Here is a 16,006-nt window from a genome sequence, read left to right on the forward strand (position 1 = left end):
GCCGTCAACCCGGGAAGGCCGGGCGGGTGGCATTGAAGTTGCTAAGCCAGGACACCTTTGCAGCAGGTGTCCATGGCCTCCTCATCCGCCTTTCATGCTGACAATCCGCTGGCGCGGCGGCTTCTGCCGGTGACGCGCGTCTTCATCCTGCTCACCGGCTGGTGGCTGCTGGGCTACAGCCTGCTGGTCTGCGCCGACCTGGTGGCGCGGCGCTATTTCGGCCTTTCGCTGCAGGGCACGGATGAGATCGGCGGGTATACGCTGGCCGGGCTCTGCGCCTTCGGCTTCGGCCATACGCTGCTCGCCCGGCGGCATACGCGGATCGACCTGTTGCTGGTGCGGCTTTCCGCCTGGCCGCGCGCCGTGGCGCATGTGCTGGCCGCCATCGCCATCGCCGCCTTCGCCGGCTTCGTCGCCTGGCGCGCCTGGGCGGAGGTGGCGGACAGCATCGACTTCATGTCCGTCTCCACCAGCCCGCTGCAGGTGCCGCTGTGGATTCCGCAGGGCGTCTGGTTCGCGGGCCTGGCGGTCTTCGGCCTGGTGGCGACGCTGCTCGCCCTGCATGCCGCCACGCTGCTGCTGCGCGGCCGGGTCGGGCAGGTGAATGCCTGGTACGGCCCGCCCACGGTGGAGGAGGAGATCGCGGCCGAGACGAAGGAACCCGCGGCATGAGCGGCTTCGGAATCGCCCAGGCCGCCATCGGCTTCGTGCTGATGCTGGCGCTGATGTTCACCGGCCTGCATATCGGCGTGGTGATGGGTGCCATCGCGCTGCTGGGGGCGGATCTCTATCTGGGCGGGCCGGTCATCAATGCCATCGGCACGCAGTTCTGGGGGGCGACGGACAGCTTCACCCTGCTCGCCGTGCCGCTTTTCGTGCTGCTGGGCGAATTGCTGGTGCGCGGCGGCGCGACGGACCGGATGTACAAGGCGCTCTCGGTCTGGCTGGGGCCGCTGCCGGGCGGGCTGCTGCACACCAATATCGGCGCCTGCGCGCTGTTCGCCGCCGTCTCAGGTTCCTCCGTCGCCACGGCGGCCACAATCGGCACGGTGGCGCTGCCCACCTTCGAGGATCGGCGCTACGACCCGCGGCTGGTGCTGGGCACGATCGCGGCGGGATCGACGCTGGGCATCCTGATCCCGCCCTCCATCAACATGATCATCTACGGCGCCATGACCAATACCTCGGTCGGGCAGCTCTATGCCGCGGGCGTGGTGCCGGGGCTGCTGCTGACGGCGATGTTCATGGCGATGACGGCGGTGGTCTGCCTGTGGAAGCCCGCCTTGGCAGGCGCGCCGGAGCCGCGCCTGCCGCTCGGCGAAAGGCTGCGCGCGCTGGGCGGGCTGGCGGCACCGGTCTCGCTCTTCGTCGTGGTGATGGGCAGCATCTATGCCGGCTGGGCGACGCCCACGGAAAGCGCGGCCGTCGGCGTGGTCTTCGCCTTCCTGCTGTCGATGTTCTACGGCCGCTTCAAGCTTTCGATGCTGCATGCCTGCTTCGAGACGACGGTGACCGTCACCTCGATGATCGTGCTGATCGTGGCCGCCGCCTTCTACCTGAACTTCGTGCTGGGCATCCTGGGCGTGCCGCAGGCGCTGTCGTCCTTCGTCACCTCGCTCGGCGTCGGGCCCATCGGCATCCTGTTCGTGCTGTTCGTCTTCTACCTGATCCTCGGCTGCTTCCTGGAGACGCTGTCGATGATGGTGGGCACCATCCCCATCGTCTTCCCCATCGTCGTGGCGCTCGGCGTCGATCCGGTCTGGTTCGGCATCTTCCTGGTCATCATGTGCGAGATCGCGCTGATCACGCCGCCGGTGGGCATGAACCTCTATGTGGTTCAGGGCATCCGGCGGGGCGGCTCGGTGGGTCAGGTCATCCAGGGCACCCTGCCCTTCCTGGGCGTGATGATCCTGCTGACCCTGCTGCTGATCGCCTTCCCCGGCATCGCGCTGTGGCTGCCGGGGATGATGTTCGATTAGGGCGCGCGCGTCGCGTAATGCGCGCGCACGGCCTGCACCAGCGCGGCGACAGCCGCTTCGCGCCCGGCGCTCCACGGCGCGCGGGCGCGCGCCGCTGCCTCGGCCGCCGCGGCGGCGATGGCCTGAGGATCGAGATGCGGGAAGTGGCCGTCGCGATACAGCACGCGGCCCTGCACCATGGTCAGCCGCACATCCCGCGCATCGGCCCGCGCCAGCAGCAGGTCCAGCAGCGGCACGGAGGGGTCGGCATAGACGCCGCGGACGCGCCGCAGATCGACGGCGATGCAATCCGCGGCGCAGCCGGGCGCGAGCTGCCCCACCCGGCCCGCCAGCCCCATGGCGGCCGCGCCCTGCGTGGTCGCCATGGCCAGCAGCGTGGCCGCATCCGGCGGCCCCGCCGCCTGCCAGGAGGCTTCGGTGGCCAAGCGCGCCGCCAGGCGGAGCTCCTTCCACAGATCCTCCTCGTCATCCATCGCTTGGCAATCCGTGCCGATCGCGACGCCCACCCCGGCCGCCCAATAGGCTGCCAGCGGCGCGATGCCGCAGCCGAGGCGGAGGTTGCTCGCCGGGTTGCGCACCAGCATGGTGCCGCTGCGCGCCGCCACCGAGATATCGCCCGGCGTCAGCTGCGCGGCGTGGGCAAGCGAGGTGGCGGGGCCGAGCACGCCCAGCGCCTCCAGCCGCGCCAGCGTGCCCTCAGGGTAGAGGTGCCGTGCCGCCGCCGCCTGCGCCACGCTTTCCAGCGCATGCATATGAATCGGCACGCCGCCGCGGGCGTGCGCGGCCTTCGCGATACCGGCGAAAAGCGCGTCGCTGACCCATTGCGGGCCGGCGGGCGCAAAGGCGAGCGTGATGCGGCCATGGCTCGGCAGCTGGTCGGACAGGCTGTCGTACAGCGCGGCCGCTTCCTCCGCCGTGGTGGCGAAGATCGGCGGGTCGGGGTTGCCGACGAGTTCGACCAATTCGGGCGGCAGGCCCGCCACGAAGCCGGTCTGGTCCTCGGCCGGGAAGACCAGGCTGGCGCGGTCCTGCGCGCCGATGCCGACCAAAGCGCGCAGGCCAGCGGCGTCGTAGGCGGCGATGGTGCGCGCGAGGTCGTCCGGCTGCCGGCCGGCGGCGCCCCAGGTGGTGTTCGCATGGATCGTGGCGGTGATGCCGGAGGCCAGCATCTGCATCCCCGCCAGCGGCACCATCGCCGCCGGGTCCAGCCAGCCGCGCCGGCGCTTAGTCGTCTGCCAGGCCTCCAGGATCATGTCCGGGAAGCCGAGCTGCAATTGCGTCAGGCCGCGGCCGTGCTGATGCGCATTCACCAGGCCCGGCATCAGCACGCAGTGTTCGAGATGCAGGCGTTCCGCGCCCGGCGCCATCGCCGCAAGGTCCTCAAGCGGCGCGATGGCGGTGATGCGCCCCTCCGCGACCAGCACGCCCATGCCTTCCCGCGCCGCGGGATCCGTGGCACCGGCGATCAGCGCCTCCGCCGTCAGGATGATGCCGCCGTCACCGCTCATCGGAGTTCTCCATGACCCTCACCGCCGAATCCCGCGCGCTGGATCTGGCCCAAGACTATCTGGAGGCGATCCGCGCGGGCAGCCTGGATGCACCCGGCGTCACCCGCGCCTCCTACGGCCCCGGCGAGCGCCTGGCGCATGCAAGGGCGCGGGAGGCAGCGGAGGAGCTGGGGCTGGAGGTGCGCGTGGACCCGATCGGCACGCTGTTCATGACCCTGCCGGGCGAGGATCGCAGCCTGCCGGCGGGGATGATCGGCAGCCATGCGGACAGCGTGCCGCATGGCGGCAATTTCGATGGCGCGGCGGGGGTCGCCATGGGCCTGGCCGTTGCGGCGCGGCTGCGGCATCTCGGCCGGCGGTTGCCACGCGACCTGACGGTGCTGGCGATCCGTGCGGAGGAGATGGTGTGGTTCCCCGCCAACTACCTCGGCAGCCGCGCCGCCTTCGGCATTCTGCCGCGCGAGGCGCCCGATACGCTGCGGCGGAGCGATACGGGGCGGACGCTGGCCGACCACATGGCGGAGGAGGGCTTCGACCCCGACTTCATCCGCGCCGGCCGCGCCAGCCTGGCGGCCGAGCGCATCGCCTGGTTCCTGGAGCCGCATATCGAGCAGGGGCCGGAACTGGTGGAGGCCGGCATCCCCGCCGCCATCGTCACCGGCATCCGCGGGTCCCTGCGGCACCGGAACTGCCGCGCGATTGGGCAGGATGCCCATGCGGGAGGCGCGCCGCGGCGAAGCCGTCGCGATGCCGTGATCGCGGCGGCGCGGCTGGTGGCCGGGCTCGACGCATTCTGGACGGCGGAGGAGGCCGCCGGCACCGACCTGGTCTGCACCATCGGCGAGTTCTTCACCGATGCGACGCGCCATGCGCCGACGCGGGTGCCCGGCGAGGTGCGCTTCACCCTCGATATTCGCAGCGAGGATGTGGCGGCGCTGGCGCGCGCCGAGGCCTGGCTGGCCGAGGCCGCGGCGCAGGCGAAGGCGCGGCACGGCGTGACGGTGGATTACGGTCCGGCGCTGCATGTCGCCCCCGCGCTGATGGATGCGCGGCTGCGCGCGGCGCTGGCCGAGGCGGCGGCGGCGGCCGGCATTCCGGTGCTGCAGATGGCCTCCGGCGGCGGACATGATTGCGCGACTTTTGCGGGCCAGGGCATCGCCTCCGCCATGCTGTTCATCCGCAACGATGGCGGCAGCCACAATCCGCAGGAGGCGATGGAGATGGGGGATTTTGCGGCCGCCTTTCGGATCGCCGCCGGCGCGGTGAAGCGGTTCGGGTAAGCGCCGAAACTTTGCTGGAAAAGCCCGCTCCCCCACTTCTCATGGGGGGTCGGCATATATGCCGACGGTTGGCTGAGGGGGACGCGCCGATGGCTGAGCATAAGCGCGAAGCTCGCGCCCCCCTCACCCAAACCCTCTCCCCCCTTTGGGTGGAGAGGGCTTCTGCTGGCGCCGCACCGACACTCAGTTGATGGTGAAGCCGCGGGCAGCGCCCACCGTGCTGTTCCAGGTCTGGGTGCACTGCGCCCAGACGCGGTTGCAGGTGTCGCGCCAGGTCGGCAGGATCACGGCGCTCACCGCTTCCCGCACCAGCGCCGCATCGGCCTCGTTCACCGTCACCAGCGTGTTCCGGAAAGGCTTGTGCTCGCTGCAGGCGCCGCCGGTGGAGCAGGACAGCGCATCGCCGTTGGAGTTCGTGGCGATGTCCCACATCGCGTCTTCCATGCGCCGGAACTCGCGGGTCAGCGCCGTCTGCTGCTCCGGCGAGAAGCGGCGCCAGGCGGCCATGGTCATGAAATGGCCCTGCACGGCGCCGGACAGGCCCAGCGGCAGGATATGGGTGGTGACTTCCGGCCAGTTGCCGGTATTGCCGCTGGTGGCGGAGGTGATGGCGCAGCTCGCCACGCCGCGCTGCAGCGCCGGATAGACCTCGCTGAACTGCAGCGTCACCGGCGTGGCGCCCAGGTGCTGCAGCAAAGCGGACATGGTCGGCGTGAAGGACCGCACCTTCAGCCCGCGCAGGTCGCGCACGGAGTTGATGGGCGCGTTGCAGTAGATGATCTGCGGGCCGAAGGGCCAGAGCGTCATCACCCGCGTGCCGAAACGCTGCTGCAGGCGCTGGTCGAAGGCCTCGCGGTAGGATTCCACGGCGCGGCGCAGCTCCGGCACGGTGGTGGAGACGCCGATCAGGTCCAGCCCCTCGAAGAAGGGATCGTCGCGCGCCACCATGCCGATCTGCACGCTCATCACATCGAAGGCGCCGGAGCGCAGCAGGCGGAGGCTGTCCGCCGCCTGGATGCCGAGCACGTCCAGCGGGTTGTAGTTCACCGCCAGCGGGGTGCCGGAGGCCGCGCCGAGGCCGGCGAAGAAGGGCCGCTCCACACCGTCCACATGCTTGGTGTTCTGGCTGAAATTGCCGGCGACGCGCAGCGGGATCTGCGTCTGTGCCGCAACCGGAGCACCGAGGCCGAAGGCGGAAGCGACGGCCAGACAGCCGGCGGCGAGATGGCGCGAAAGGCGAAGCATGGCGACTCTCCTGACAGCGAATGCGGCACGGGGCTTGCAACATCCGGGCCAAAAGTGAGGATGTTTCCCCATGCGCCGCGACCTGGTCGGCTACGGCCTGAACCCGCCCCGCATCGCCTGGCCCGGCGGCGCGAAGCTCGCCGTCTCCCTGGTGGTGAATTACGAGGAAGGGGCGGAGATGGCGGTGGAGGCCGGGGATGCGGAGAATGAGCGCATCGGCGAGGTCATCAGCGTGGTCCCGCCCGGCCGCCGCGACCTCGGCCAGGAAGGCATCTTTGGCTATGGCCTGCGCGCCGGGCTGCCGCGATTCCTGGAGGCCTTCGACCGGCATGGGGTGAAGGCTAGCTTCTTCATGTGCGGCCGCGCGGTGGAACGCACGCCGGCGCTGGCGGCGGAGGTGGTGCGGCGCGGGCATGAGGCGGCGAATCACGGCTGGGTCTGGCGCCCGCATGCGGACTACACCAGCGAGGCGGAGGAGGAAGCGGCGCTGCTGCGCTCGGCGGCAGCTATCGAGGCCGCAACAGGGGAAAGGCCGGTGGGATTCTTCTGCCGCGGCAGCGCCTCCGCCTGGACACGCGGGCTGCTGGCGAAGCACGGCTATCGCTACGACAGCAACGCCTTCGACGATGACCTGCCCTATTGGGACGGCGACATGCTGGTGCTGCCCTATGCGCTGGACTGCAACGACATGAAGTTCTTCCACCCCAACGGCTTCGTGCTGCCGGAGCATTTCGTCAGCTATGCGGAAGCCGCGATGGACCAGCTGATCGAGGAAGGCGCGCGCGGCGTGCCGAAACTGCTCAACATCGGCCTGCATCTGCGCATCTGCGGCCGGCCCGCGCGCTTCCGCGCGGTGGAGGGCATTCTGCGGGCACTGAAGGCCCGCGGCGAGGATGTTTGGGTCGCGCGGCGGCGCGACATTGCGGACCACCTGCACGCCACAATGCCACGCGGAGCCACGCCATGATCACCATCGACAACCAGGAGGTCTTCACCGAGACACACGAGTTGCTGGACCCTGCGCATACCGGGCTGGTCGTCATCGACCCGCAGAACGATTTCTGCGCGGAGGGCGGCATCTTCGCCCGCGCGGGGAAGGACATGTCGACCATGCCCGCCGCCATCGAAGCCTGCGCCCGGCTGGTGGATTCGGCGCGGGCGGCCGGCGTCACGGTCTTCTTCATCCAGAACCAGAAGCTGGCGAATGGCCGCTCCACCTCCCCGGCCTGGCTGCGCTTCCTGACGGTGCGCAACGGCATCACCGAGGAGCCGGAAGTGTGCCTGGCCGGAAGCTGGGGCGCGGAATTCGTGCCGGAATTGCAGCCCACGGGCACGGATATCGTGGTGCAGAAATGGCGCAGCAGCGCCTTCGTCGGCACCAATCTCGACATGCTGCTGCGGGTCCACCGCATCCGCACCGTGGTCTGCTGCGGCTTCATCACCCAGGGCTGCGTCGAATCCACCGCGCGCGACGCCGGCTTCTACGACTACTACCCTGTGGTGGTGGAGGATGCGGTGGCGAACCACGACCCGGCGCTGCACGAAGCCTCCCTGCTCGTGCAGCGCAGCCGCTACGACGTGCTGCCGGCCGCCGAGATCCGGGCGATCTGGGACGCCAGCGCGCCGCAATTCGCCCGGAAGGCCTGAGTCACAGCGGCTTCAGGCCCCGCTCGATCTCGGCGCGGCGCGGTTCCAGGAAGGGCGGCAGGGCCAGGCCCTCGCCCAGCGTCTCCATCGGCTCATCCACCGCGAAGCCGGGGCCATCGGTCGCGATCTCATACAGGATCCCGTTCGGCTCCCGCGTATAGAGGCTGCGGAAGTAGTAGCGATCGACCGGGCCGCTGGAAGGGATGCGCAGGCGGTTCAGCCGGTCGACCCAGTAGCCGTACTCGTCATCCTTCACCCGGAAGGCCACGTGATGGACGCCGCCGGCGCCGGGCTGCGCCTGGGGCAGGTGCGGCTCGACGCGCAGATGCAGCTCCGCCGCCGGCCCGCCCTCGCCCATCTCGAAGACATGCACCGCCGTGCCGGGCGCATCCGGCGCCTCGTAGCGACGCGCCTCGCGCATCGCCATGACCTCGGTCAGGAACAGGGCGGAAGGGCGCAGATCGGGCACGCTGAGGGTGATGGGGCCGAGGCCGCGGATCTGGCTTTCCGCCGGCACCGGGCTGCGCGCCCAGGCATGCGCCTCGCCGGCGCCGCCATCATCCACCAGGGCCAGGCGCTGGCCCTCCGGATCCTCGAATTCCAGCTGCAGTCGGCCATCCACCGTCTGCACCGCGCCGTGCCGCACGCCATGCTCCGCCAGCCGCGCCGCCCAGTAGTCGAGTGCCGCCGGGCCGGCCACGCGCAGGCCGCTGCGCACGATCGCGTGGGTGCCGCGCACCTCGCGTCCCACGGGCCAGTCGAAGAAGGTCAGGTCGGTGCCGGGGCTCGCCAGGCCATCGGCGTAGAACAGGTGATAGGCGCTGACATCGTCCTGGTTCACGGTCTTCTTGACCATGCGCATGCCCAGGACTCGGGTGTAGAAATCATGATTGCCCGGCGCATCGGCCGAAACCGCCGTCAGGTGATGAAGTCCGTGCAGCTGCATCCTATTCTCCTCGCCCGCATGGCGCCCGATATGGGGTGCCGCAGCAGGCCATACAGGAGACACCGCGCGGGACATGACGCAAAGGACAGAGTTGGAGAAGGTCAAGGGCCGTATCCGCGCCCTGGCCGCCAAGACCATCGACCGCGGCTGCTCCGAGGCCGAGGCGATGATCGCGGCGCAGAAGGTGGGCGAGCTGCTGGAAGTCTATGGCCTCAGCATGTCCGAGGTGGAGCTGCGGGAGGAGGCCTGCATCCAGCGCAGCGTCACCATCACCGGGCCGCGGCTGCAGGCGGTGACCATCATCTTCATGGCGATCATCCGCCTGACGGAGACGCGCGGCTGGATGAACGGACGCAACGAGATGGTGCTGTTCGGGCTGGAGCCTGATGTGCTGATGGGGGAATACCTGCTGCACCTGGTGGCCGGCGCGGTGGACCATGAGGAGCAGGTGTTTCGCGCGAGCGCCGCCTTCCAGCGCAGCCGGCAGACTACGCAGCAGCGGCTGCGCAGTTTCCGCTACGGTTTTGCCGAACGGGTCTCCGACCGGCTGGAGGAGCTGGCGCAGCATCGCCAGGCGGCGGAGGCCGCGGCGCGCAGCCCGGGCAGCACCGGCACGGCGCTGGTCGTGGCGAAGGAGAAGCGGATCGCGGAGGCGTTTCGCGATCTCGGCATCCGGCTGCGCTCGCGTTCCACCACGCGGCGGGTCAGCGACAGCGCCGCCTATCGGCAGGGGCAGGAGGCGGGCAGGCGCGTGAGCCTGGAACGGCCGGTGGGCGCCGGCGCCGGGCGGGGCCTGCTGCCGAAGTGAGCCGCGACGCCGTGGCGCGCCGCGTCTATGCCTGGGAGGATCGCGTGGTGGCGCCCCGCGACCGGTCAGTGGTGCGCTTCGAGCACATGCAGGCGCTGGTCGATCATGTCTGGGCCGCGGAGGGGCTGCGCTGGCCGCCCCGCATGCGCCACCGCAAGGCGACCCGCGCCACACTCGCCACCGGCAGCCGCCTGGCCATCGAGGCGCCGGACGAGCTGCCGAGCTGGGTGCTGCTGCATGAGATCGCGCATGCGCTCTGCGATCCCGATGACGGCCGCGCCGGCGACCACGGCGCGGATTTCGTCGGCCTCTATGTGCATCTGCTGGTGCGGCATGCGCGGCTGGATCGCGACATGCTCGCCCAATCGCTCGCCGAGGCCGGCATCGCCTGGAATCCCGATGCCCGGCCCGCCCTGCTGCGCGACTAGGCCAGCCCGTATTCCCGCGCCTTCACCCGGATCAGCGCCGCCAGCATCTCCAGCGTCGGCATCGGCACGCCGGTCAGCGCGGCGAGTTCCAGCGGCACGTTGTACAACGCCTCCACCTCCATCGGCCGGCGGGCCTGCAGGTCCTGCAGCACGCTGGGGCGGTGGCCGAGGCGGCTGTTCTGGTCGAGGATGCGTGCCACGTCGATCTCGGCACGGCAGCCCAGCGCCGCGATCAGCGCCGCGACCTCGGCCAGGATGCGGCGGGAGGCCTCGACCAGCGCCGGCTCTACCTGCGTCGCGCGCACCGGCGTTTCGGTCAGCACGGTCAGCGGGCCGGCGCTCAGGTTGAAGGCCAGCTTCTCCCAGATCCGGTCGCGGATGCGGTTGTCGATCACCACCGGCAGCGTCGCCGTCTCCAACGCCTGGGCCAGCAGCCGCGCGCCGGGCATGTCGGAGCCATCCGGGGCGCCCAGGATCGTGGGGCGGCTGCGCGGGTCGATCATGCGGATGAGGCCCGGCTCCGGCACGCTGCTGGCCGGCCAGGCGATGCCGCCCACCAGGCGACGCGGCCCGATAGCGGACCAGATGGCCTCGCCGGGGTCGAGCGTCGGCAGCGGCCGCCCGTCCCATTCACCGCCATGCCCCCGAAAGTACCACCAGGGTATGCCGTTGGTGAGGAAGGTGACGGGCGTCTCCGGCCCCAGCAGCGGGGCGAGCTGGCCGGCCACGCCCGGCAGGGCCGGCGCCTTCACCGTGACGAAGACGCCGTCCTGCGGCCCCAACTCCGCCGGATCCGCGCTGGCCCGCACCTGGGCCGTAAAACTTTCGTCGCGGGTCTCGACCGTCAGCCCCTTGGCCTGGATGGCCGCCAGATGCGCGCCGCGCGCGACGACCGAAACCTCGATGCCGGCGCGGGCCATATAGGCGGCGATGAAGCCGCCGATGGCGCCCGCGCCGAAGATGCAGATCCGCATGGCCCCAGACTCCTCGATTCAGGGGCACATTGCGGACCGGGACGCGCGGAAGCTCAAGCCCCCCCGGCTTCGGGCGAGGGATGCAGCGCCGGCGCCGGCTTCGTGCGGCGCGCCATGGCGCGCGCCACCACGTAGAAGAGCGGCGTGAAGAACAGGCCGAACAGCGTCACGCCCAGCATGCCGTAGAACACCGCGATGCCCAGGCTCTGGCGCATCTCGGCGCCCGCCCCCGTCGCCACGGTCAGCGGCAGCACGCCGAGGATGAAGGCGAGCGAAGTCATCAGGATCGGCCGCAGCCGGGTGCGCGCCGCATCCGCCGCCGCCTCCCACCGCGTGGCCCCCGCCATCTCCGCCGCGCGGGCGAATTCGACGATCAGGATGGCGTTCTTCGCGGCAAGCCCCACCAGCACCACCAGCCCGACCTGCACCAGCACATTGTTGTCGAGGCCGGAGAAGCCGACGCCCACCAGCGCCGCCAGCACCGACATCGGCGCGATCATCACCACCGCCAGCGGCAGCAGCCAGCTTTCATACATCGCCGCCAGCACCAGGAAGACGAAGACCACGGCCATGCCGAAGGCGATCGGCGCGGTATTGCCGGCGATACGTTCCTGCAGGGCGAGCTCCGTCCATTCATAGCCGAAACCCTCTGGCAGGCTGGTGCGCAGCACCTCCTCCATCGCCGCGATCGCCTGGCCGGTGGAGATGCCGGGCAGCGCCGCGCCCTGCACTTCCGCGGCCGGGAACAGGTTGTAGCGCGGCACGCGATAGGGTCCGGAGGTCTCGTGGAAGGTGGCGATGCTGCCCAGCGGCACCATGCCGCCATCGTCGCTGCGGGTGCGCAGGCGCGCGATATCCTCCACCCCCATGCGGTGCTGCATGTCCGCCTGCGCCGTCACCCGCCAGGTGCGTCCCAGCAGGTTGAAGTCGTTGACGAAGGCGGAGCCCATGTAGATGCCCATCGCCTCATGCACGCGGGAGATCGGCACGCCCAGCATCTCGGCGCGGGACCGGTCGATCTCGGCGCGGATCTGCGGCGTGGCCGTGTTGAACAGGCTGAAGGCGAAGGCGATGCCGGGCGCGCCATTGGCGGCGGCCAGCACCTGCTGGGTGGCGCGTTCCAGCTCCCGTGGCCCGCGGCCGGCGCGGTCCTGGATCATCAGCTTGAAGCCGCCGCCGGTGCCGATGCCGGGGACGGAGGGCGGCGGCAGCACCAGCACCTGGGCCAGGTCCTCGCCCATCAGCCGGCCCTGCAGATCGGCCAGGATTCCGTTGCCGGTCAGGCCCTCCGCCGTGCGATCGGCAAAAGGCTTCAGGCTGGCGAAGACCACGCCGGTATTCGGCGCATTGGTGAAGGTGGCGCCGTCGAAGCCGACGAAGGCCACCGCGCTTTCCACGCCCGGTGTCGCCAGGATGGCGTCCGAGGCGCGGCGCACCACCGCATCCGTGCGGCTGAGGCTGGCGCCCGGCGGCAGCTGGAAGGCGGCGATGAAATAGCCGCGGTCGAGCTGCGGGATCAGCCCGGTCGGCGTGGTCAGCACCGAATGGCCGGTGGCCGCCAGCAGCCCGGCATAGAGCAGCAGCAGGATTGCCGGCAGCCGCACCAGCCGCCGTGTCAACCCGCCATAGCCCAGCGACATGCGGTCGAAGACCCAGTTGAAGCCGCGGAAGAACAGGCCGATGGGCGCCATCAGCCCGCGCGGCTTGGTGTGGCCATGCGGCTTCAGCAGCAGCGCGGCCAGCGCCGGCGAGAGTGTGAGCGAGACCAGCGCCGAGAGCAGCGTGGCGACCGAGATGGTCACCGCGAACTGCTGGTAGAAGGCGCCCGAGATGCCGGTGATGAAGGCGGTCGGCACGAAGACGGCCACCAGCACCAAAGCGATGGCGATGAGCGCGAAGCCGACCTCGTCCATGGTGCGCCGCGTCGCCTCCAGCGGCGAGAGGCCATCGGCCATGTGCCGCTCGACATTCTCCACCACCACGATGGCGTCGTCGACGACGATGCCGATGGCGAGGATCAGGCCGAACATGGTCAGCGTGTTCAGCGTGAAGCCCAGCATCAGCAGCACCGCGAAGGTGCCGATGATGGAGACCGGAATGGCCAGCAGCGGGATGACGGCGGCGCGCCAGTTCTGCAGGAACAGGATCACCACCAGCACCACCAGCACCACGGCCTCGGCGAAGGTGACCAGCACCGCCTCCATGCTCTGGGCGATGAAGCGGGTGGGGTCGTAGACCACGCTCCAGCCGATGCCGGGCGGGAAGGTTTGGGCCGCTTCCTCCATGGTGGCGCGCACCGCGGCCGCGGTCTCCAGCGCATTGCTGCCGGGGCGCTGGAAGATGACGATGGCGGTGGCCACCTGGTTGTTCAGCAGCGCGTTCACCGAATAGTCGGCGGCGCCGATCTCGGTGCGCGCCACGTCGCGCAGCCGCACGGGCGCACCGCCCTGGCCGGTGGCGATCACCTGCTCGTCGAACTGTTCCGGCGTCTCCAGCCGGCCCTGGGCCTGGACGCTGGTCTCGAAGGCGCCGGCAGCGTCGGAACGTGGCGCCTGGCCGATGGCGCCGGCGGCGACCTGGGCATTGGCGCGCTGCAGCGCCTGCACCACCTCCCCCGGCGCCAGGCCGCGGGCGGCGACGCGGTCCGGATCCAGCCACACCCGCATCGCATAGTCGCGGGCGCCAAAGACCTGCGCATCGCCGATGCCGTCGATGCGCGAGAGCCGGTCCTTGATGGCGAGCGTCGCGTAGTTGGAGACGTATTCCGCGCTGCGGCTTCCGTCCGGCGAGGTCATGTGCACGACCATCAGCAGGTCGGGCGAGGCCTTGCGCACGGTGATGCCCAGCCGGCGCACCTCCTCCGGCAGCCGCGGCTCCGCCACAGCGACGCGGTTCTGCACCAGCACCTGCGCCTGGTCGACATCGACGCCCTGGCGGAAGACGACGCTGACGGACAGCCGCCCGTCACCGGTGGATTGCGAGGTGAGGTACAGCATGCCGTCGACGCCGTTCACCTCCTGCTCGATGGGGCCGGCCACCGTCTGGGCGATGGTCTCGGCGGAGGCGCCGGGATAGGTCGCGGTGATCTGCACCGTGGGCGGCGCGATCTCGGGGTATTCGGCCACCGGCAGGCGCAGCGCCGCGATGGCGCCGACCAGCACGAGGGCGATGGAAATGACCGCCGCGAAGACCGGGCGGTCGATGAAGAAGCGGGCGAGGCGCATGGCGCGGGAACCTTGTGAATCGCGGCTGGATCAGCGCGCGGAGGCCAGCGGGCTCTGCCCGATGCTGCCCTGCTGGGCGGTGACGCGGCTGCCCGGGCGGGCGCGGTGCAGGCCGCCGATGATGACGCGGTCCTGCGGGCCGAGGCCGTTCCGCACCACGCGCAGCCCATCGACCAGCGGGCCGAGCTGCACCGGGCGCGGCGCCACGGTGCCGTCGGCCGCCACCGTCAGCACCATGCGGCCGGACTGGTCCGCCACCACCGCCGCATCCGGTACCATCAGCGCCTCCGCATCGCCCGCGAAAAGCCGCAGCCGGGCGAAGCTGCCGGGGGTGAGGAAGAGGTCCGGATTGGCGATGGTCGCGCGGCCGCGGATGGTGCCGCTGCGGCCATCGAAGCTGTTGTCGACGAAGGTCACGCGGCCCTCATGGCCGAATTCCGTCTCGTCCAGCAGGCGCAGCTGCACCTGGGCGCCAGCCTCTCCGCCGGTCGGGCGGAAGCCGCCGCGGGCGGCGCGGGCGTAACGCAGATACTGCGCCTCGCTGGCATCGAAGGTGACATAGACGGGGTCGAGCGCCATCAGCGTGGTCAGCAGCGTGCTGCCCTGCTGCACCAGGTTGCCGGCATCGACGCGCCGGTCGCTGACGCGGCCGGCCCGCGGCGCGCGCACCTCGGAAAATTCCAGATCCAGCTCCGCCTGGCGCAGGGCCGCCTGGCTGGCGGCGAGGCCGGCCTGGGCCTCCCGCACTGCGCCGCGGCGATTGTCCTGGTCGGCTTCCGATGAGAAGCGCTGGGCGGTGAGGCCGGCGTAACGCTGCAGCTGCTGCTGCGCCAGGGCCAGCCGCGCCTCGTTGCGCGCCACCTCGGCCCGGGCGCTGTCCACCGCGATGCGGAAGGGGCGCGGGTCCAGGGTGAAGAGAAGGTCCCCCGCCTGCACCAGGGCGCCATCCTGGAAATGCACCTGCACGACCTGGCCGGAGACGCGCGGGCGCAGCTCGACCAGGGCGGAGGGCTCAATCCGCCCGGTATGCTCGTCCCATTGGGTGACGTTACGGGTCAGCGGATTGGCAACGGTGACGGGGGGCGCGGCGGGGGCCTGCTGGGCCTGCACCGGCTGCGCCAGGCTGGCCGCCAGCAGGGCGGCGGCGGGCAGGGGAAGCGCGCGGCGCAGCCAGTCGGACCACAGATTTCCAAGCTTTGCAGGCGCGGAGGCCTTGTTGAAGGGGTCAGGCATGACAATCTCCAGGGCCGAATGATACCGACCGGTTCGTCCCTAATTAAGTGACCGGTCGGTATCATCAAGAGGCGCTGCCACCCGGACCGCCGGAAAAGGCAGCCCGTCGCGAAGGGAGTTCCTGCCACCATGTCGACCACCCCCGCCGATCGTCCGAAGGCTGCCGAGCGCATCCAGGCGGCGGCGAAGGACCTGTTCTACCGCCACGGCATCCGCGCCACGGGCATCGAGGAGGTCTGCCGCGTGGCGGATGCGACCAAGATGAGCCTGTACCGGACCTATCCGAGCAAGGATGCGCTGGTGGCGGCGGTGCTGTGCGACGACGGGCAGTGCTACGACGCCTGGTTCCAGTCGGTGATCGCCGACGCACCGACGCCGGCGGCCCGGCTGCAGGCCCTGGTGGATGCGGTGGTGCAGAAGCTGCGCGACCCGGATTATCGCGGCTGCCCGCTGCTGCTGGCCCAGGCCGAATTCCCCGACCCGGCGCATCCGATCCACCAGCTGGTGGCGGGGCAGAAGGCCGGCATGCGGGACCGGCTGGTGGAGCTGGCGCGCCAGGCAGGGGCGAAAGACCCGGTGCTGCTGGGCGAGAGCCTGGCCATGCTGATGGATGGCGCCTGGGCCAGCCTGCCCTATCTGGGCGGGGAGCGCGCCGGACAGGTGCTGCGGCAGGGGGCCGAGGCCGTGCTGCGCGGCGGGCTGGTGGAGCCGTTCCCCGCTGGCGCCTGAAGCCT

Annotated in this window: 14 protein-coding genes; 8 read left to right on the top strand and 6 right to left on the bottom strand. The window is 70.7% G+C overall.

What is annotated here, in order from left to right:
• The first annotated feature begins 72 nt into the window (after positions 1-72).
• Entirely contained in the window at positions 73-672 is a 600-nt protein-coding gene (locus J3S20_RS15115; protein ID WP_216837321.1) for a TRAP transporter small permease subunit, read from the top strand.
• On the top strand, positions 669-1,979 hold the full coding sequence (locus tag J3S20_RS15120) for a TRAP transporter large permease (RefSeq protein WP_216837322.1): 1,311 nt from the start codon (positions 669-671) through the stop codon (positions 1,977-1,979). Before J3S20_RS15115 ends, J3S20_RS15120 begins: the two co-directional genes overlap by 4 nt.
• Here the strand turns inward: J3S20_RS15120 and J3S20_RS15125 are convergent.
• Positions 1,976-3,487, bottom strand: coding sequence for an amidohydrolase family protein (locus J3S20_RS15125; RefSeq protein WP_216837323.1), 1,512 nt, complete (start codon positions 3,485-3,487; stop codon positions 1,976-1,978). The genes J3S20_RS15120 and J3S20_RS15125 overlap by 4 nt on opposite strands.
• Positions 3,488-3,498: 11 nt before the next feature.
• Between J3S20_RS15125 and J3S20_RS15130 the strand changes: the two genes are divergently transcribed.
• Positions 3,499-4,767 carry a hydantoinase/carbamoylase family amidase gene (locus J3S20_RS15130; protein WP_216837324.1) on the top strand — a complete coding sequence of 423 codons (1,269 nt, stop codon included), beginning with the start codon at positions 3,499-3,501 and terminating at the stop codon, positions 4,765-4,767.
• Positions 4,768-4,950: 183 nt separating this feature from the next.
• Here J3S20_RS15130 and J3S20_RS15135 read toward each other — a convergent pair whose 3' ends face one another.
• Positions 4,951-6,012, bottom strand: a complete 1,062-nt coding sequence (locus J3S20_RS15135) for a TRAP transporter substrate-binding protein (protein ID WP_216837325.1) — start codon at positions 6,010-6,012, stop codon at positions 4,951-4,953.
• Positions 6,013-6,082: 70 nt separating this feature from the next.
• Here J3S20_RS15135 and J3S20_RS15140 point away from each other — a divergent pair, with 70 nt between their 5' ends.
• Together J3S20_RS15140 and J3S20_RS15145 are read left to right on the top strand one after the other, a co-directional pair.
• Positions 6,083-6,979, top strand: a complete 897-nt coding sequence (locus tag J3S20_RS15140) for a polysaccharide deacetylase family protein (RefSeq protein WP_246602841.1) — start codon at positions 6,083-6,085, stop codon at positions 6,977-6,979.
• A complete protein-coding gene (locus J3S20_RS15145) occupies positions 6,976-7,659 on the top strand; it encodes a cysteine hydrolase family protein (protein WP_216837326.1) in 684 nt (227 codons plus the stop codon). Before J3S20_RS15140 ends, J3S20_RS15145 begins: the two co-directional genes overlap by 4 nt.
• A 1-nt stretch (position 7,660) precedes the next feature.
• On the opposite strand, the gene J3S20_RS15150 is transcribed toward J3S20_RS15145, so the two are convergent.
• On the bottom strand, positions 7,661-8,605 hold the full coding sequence (locus J3S20_RS15150) for a ring-cleaving dioxygenase (RefSeq protein ID WP_216837327.1): 945 nt from the start codon (positions 8,603-8,605) through the stop codon (positions 7,661-7,663).
• 73 nt (positions 8,606-8,678) lie between these two features.
• Between J3S20_RS15150 and J3S20_RS15155 the strand changes: the two genes are divergently transcribed.
• Positions 8,679-9,413, top strand: coding sequence for a DUF2786 domain-containing protein (locus J3S20_RS15155; RefSeq protein ID WP_216837328.1), 735 nt, complete (start codon positions 8,679-8,681; stop codon positions 9,411-9,413).
• On the top strand, positions 9,410-9,841 hold the full coding sequence (locus J3S20_RS15160) for a SprT-like domain-containing protein (RefSeq protein ID WP_216837329.1): 432 nt from the start codon (positions 9,410-9,412) through the stop codon (positions 9,839-9,841). The genes J3S20_RS15155 and J3S20_RS15160 overlap by 4 nt, the downstream gene beginning before the upstream one ends.
• On the opposite strand, the gene J3S20_RS15165 is transcribed toward J3S20_RS15160, so the two are convergent.
• Genes J3S20_RS15165 through J3S20_RS15175 form a run of 3 tightly spaced genes read right to left on the bottom strand, consistent with a single transcriptional unit; the run spans position 9,838 to position 15,272 of the window.
• A complete protein-coding gene (locus J3S20_RS15165) occupies positions 9,838-10,815 on the bottom strand; it encodes a ketopantoate reductase family protein (protein ID WP_216837330.1) in 978 nt (325 codons plus the stop codon). The two genes, J3S20_RS15160 and J3S20_RS15165, sit on opposite strands and share 4 nt — an antisense overlap.
• A gap of 53 nt (positions 10,816-10,868) precedes the next feature.
• On the bottom strand, positions 10,869-14,039 hold the full coding sequence (locus J3S20_RS15170) for an efflux RND transporter permease subunit (RefSeq protein ID WP_216837331.1): 3,171 nt from the start codon (positions 14,037-14,039) through the stop codon (positions 10,869-10,871).
• A gap of 30 nt (positions 14,040-14,069) precedes the next feature.
• Positions 14,070-15,272, bottom strand: coding sequence for an efflux RND transporter periplasmic adaptor subunit (locus J3S20_RS15175; protein WP_216837332.1), 1,203 nt, complete (start codon positions 15,270-15,272; stop codon positions 14,070-14,072).
• A 129-nt stretch (positions 15,273-15,401) separates the two neighbouring features.
• Here J3S20_RS15175 and J3S20_RS15180 point away from each other — a divergent pair, with 129 nt between their 5' ends.
• Positions 15,402-16,001 carry a TetR/AcrR family transcriptional regulator gene (locus J3S20_RS15180; protein ID WP_216837333.1) on the top strand — a complete coding sequence of 200 codons (600 nt, stop codon included), beginning with the start codon at positions 15,402-15,404 and terminating at the stop codon, positions 15,999-16,001.
• Positions 16,002-16,006 lie beyond the last annotated feature (5 nt).

It is taken from the genome of Falsiroseomonas tokyonensis, from assembly GCF_019024325.1.
Taxonomy (GTDB): domain Bacteria; phylum Pseudomonadota; class Alphaproteobacteria; order Acetobacterales; family Acetobacteraceae; genus Falsiroseomonas; species Falsiroseomonas tokyonensis.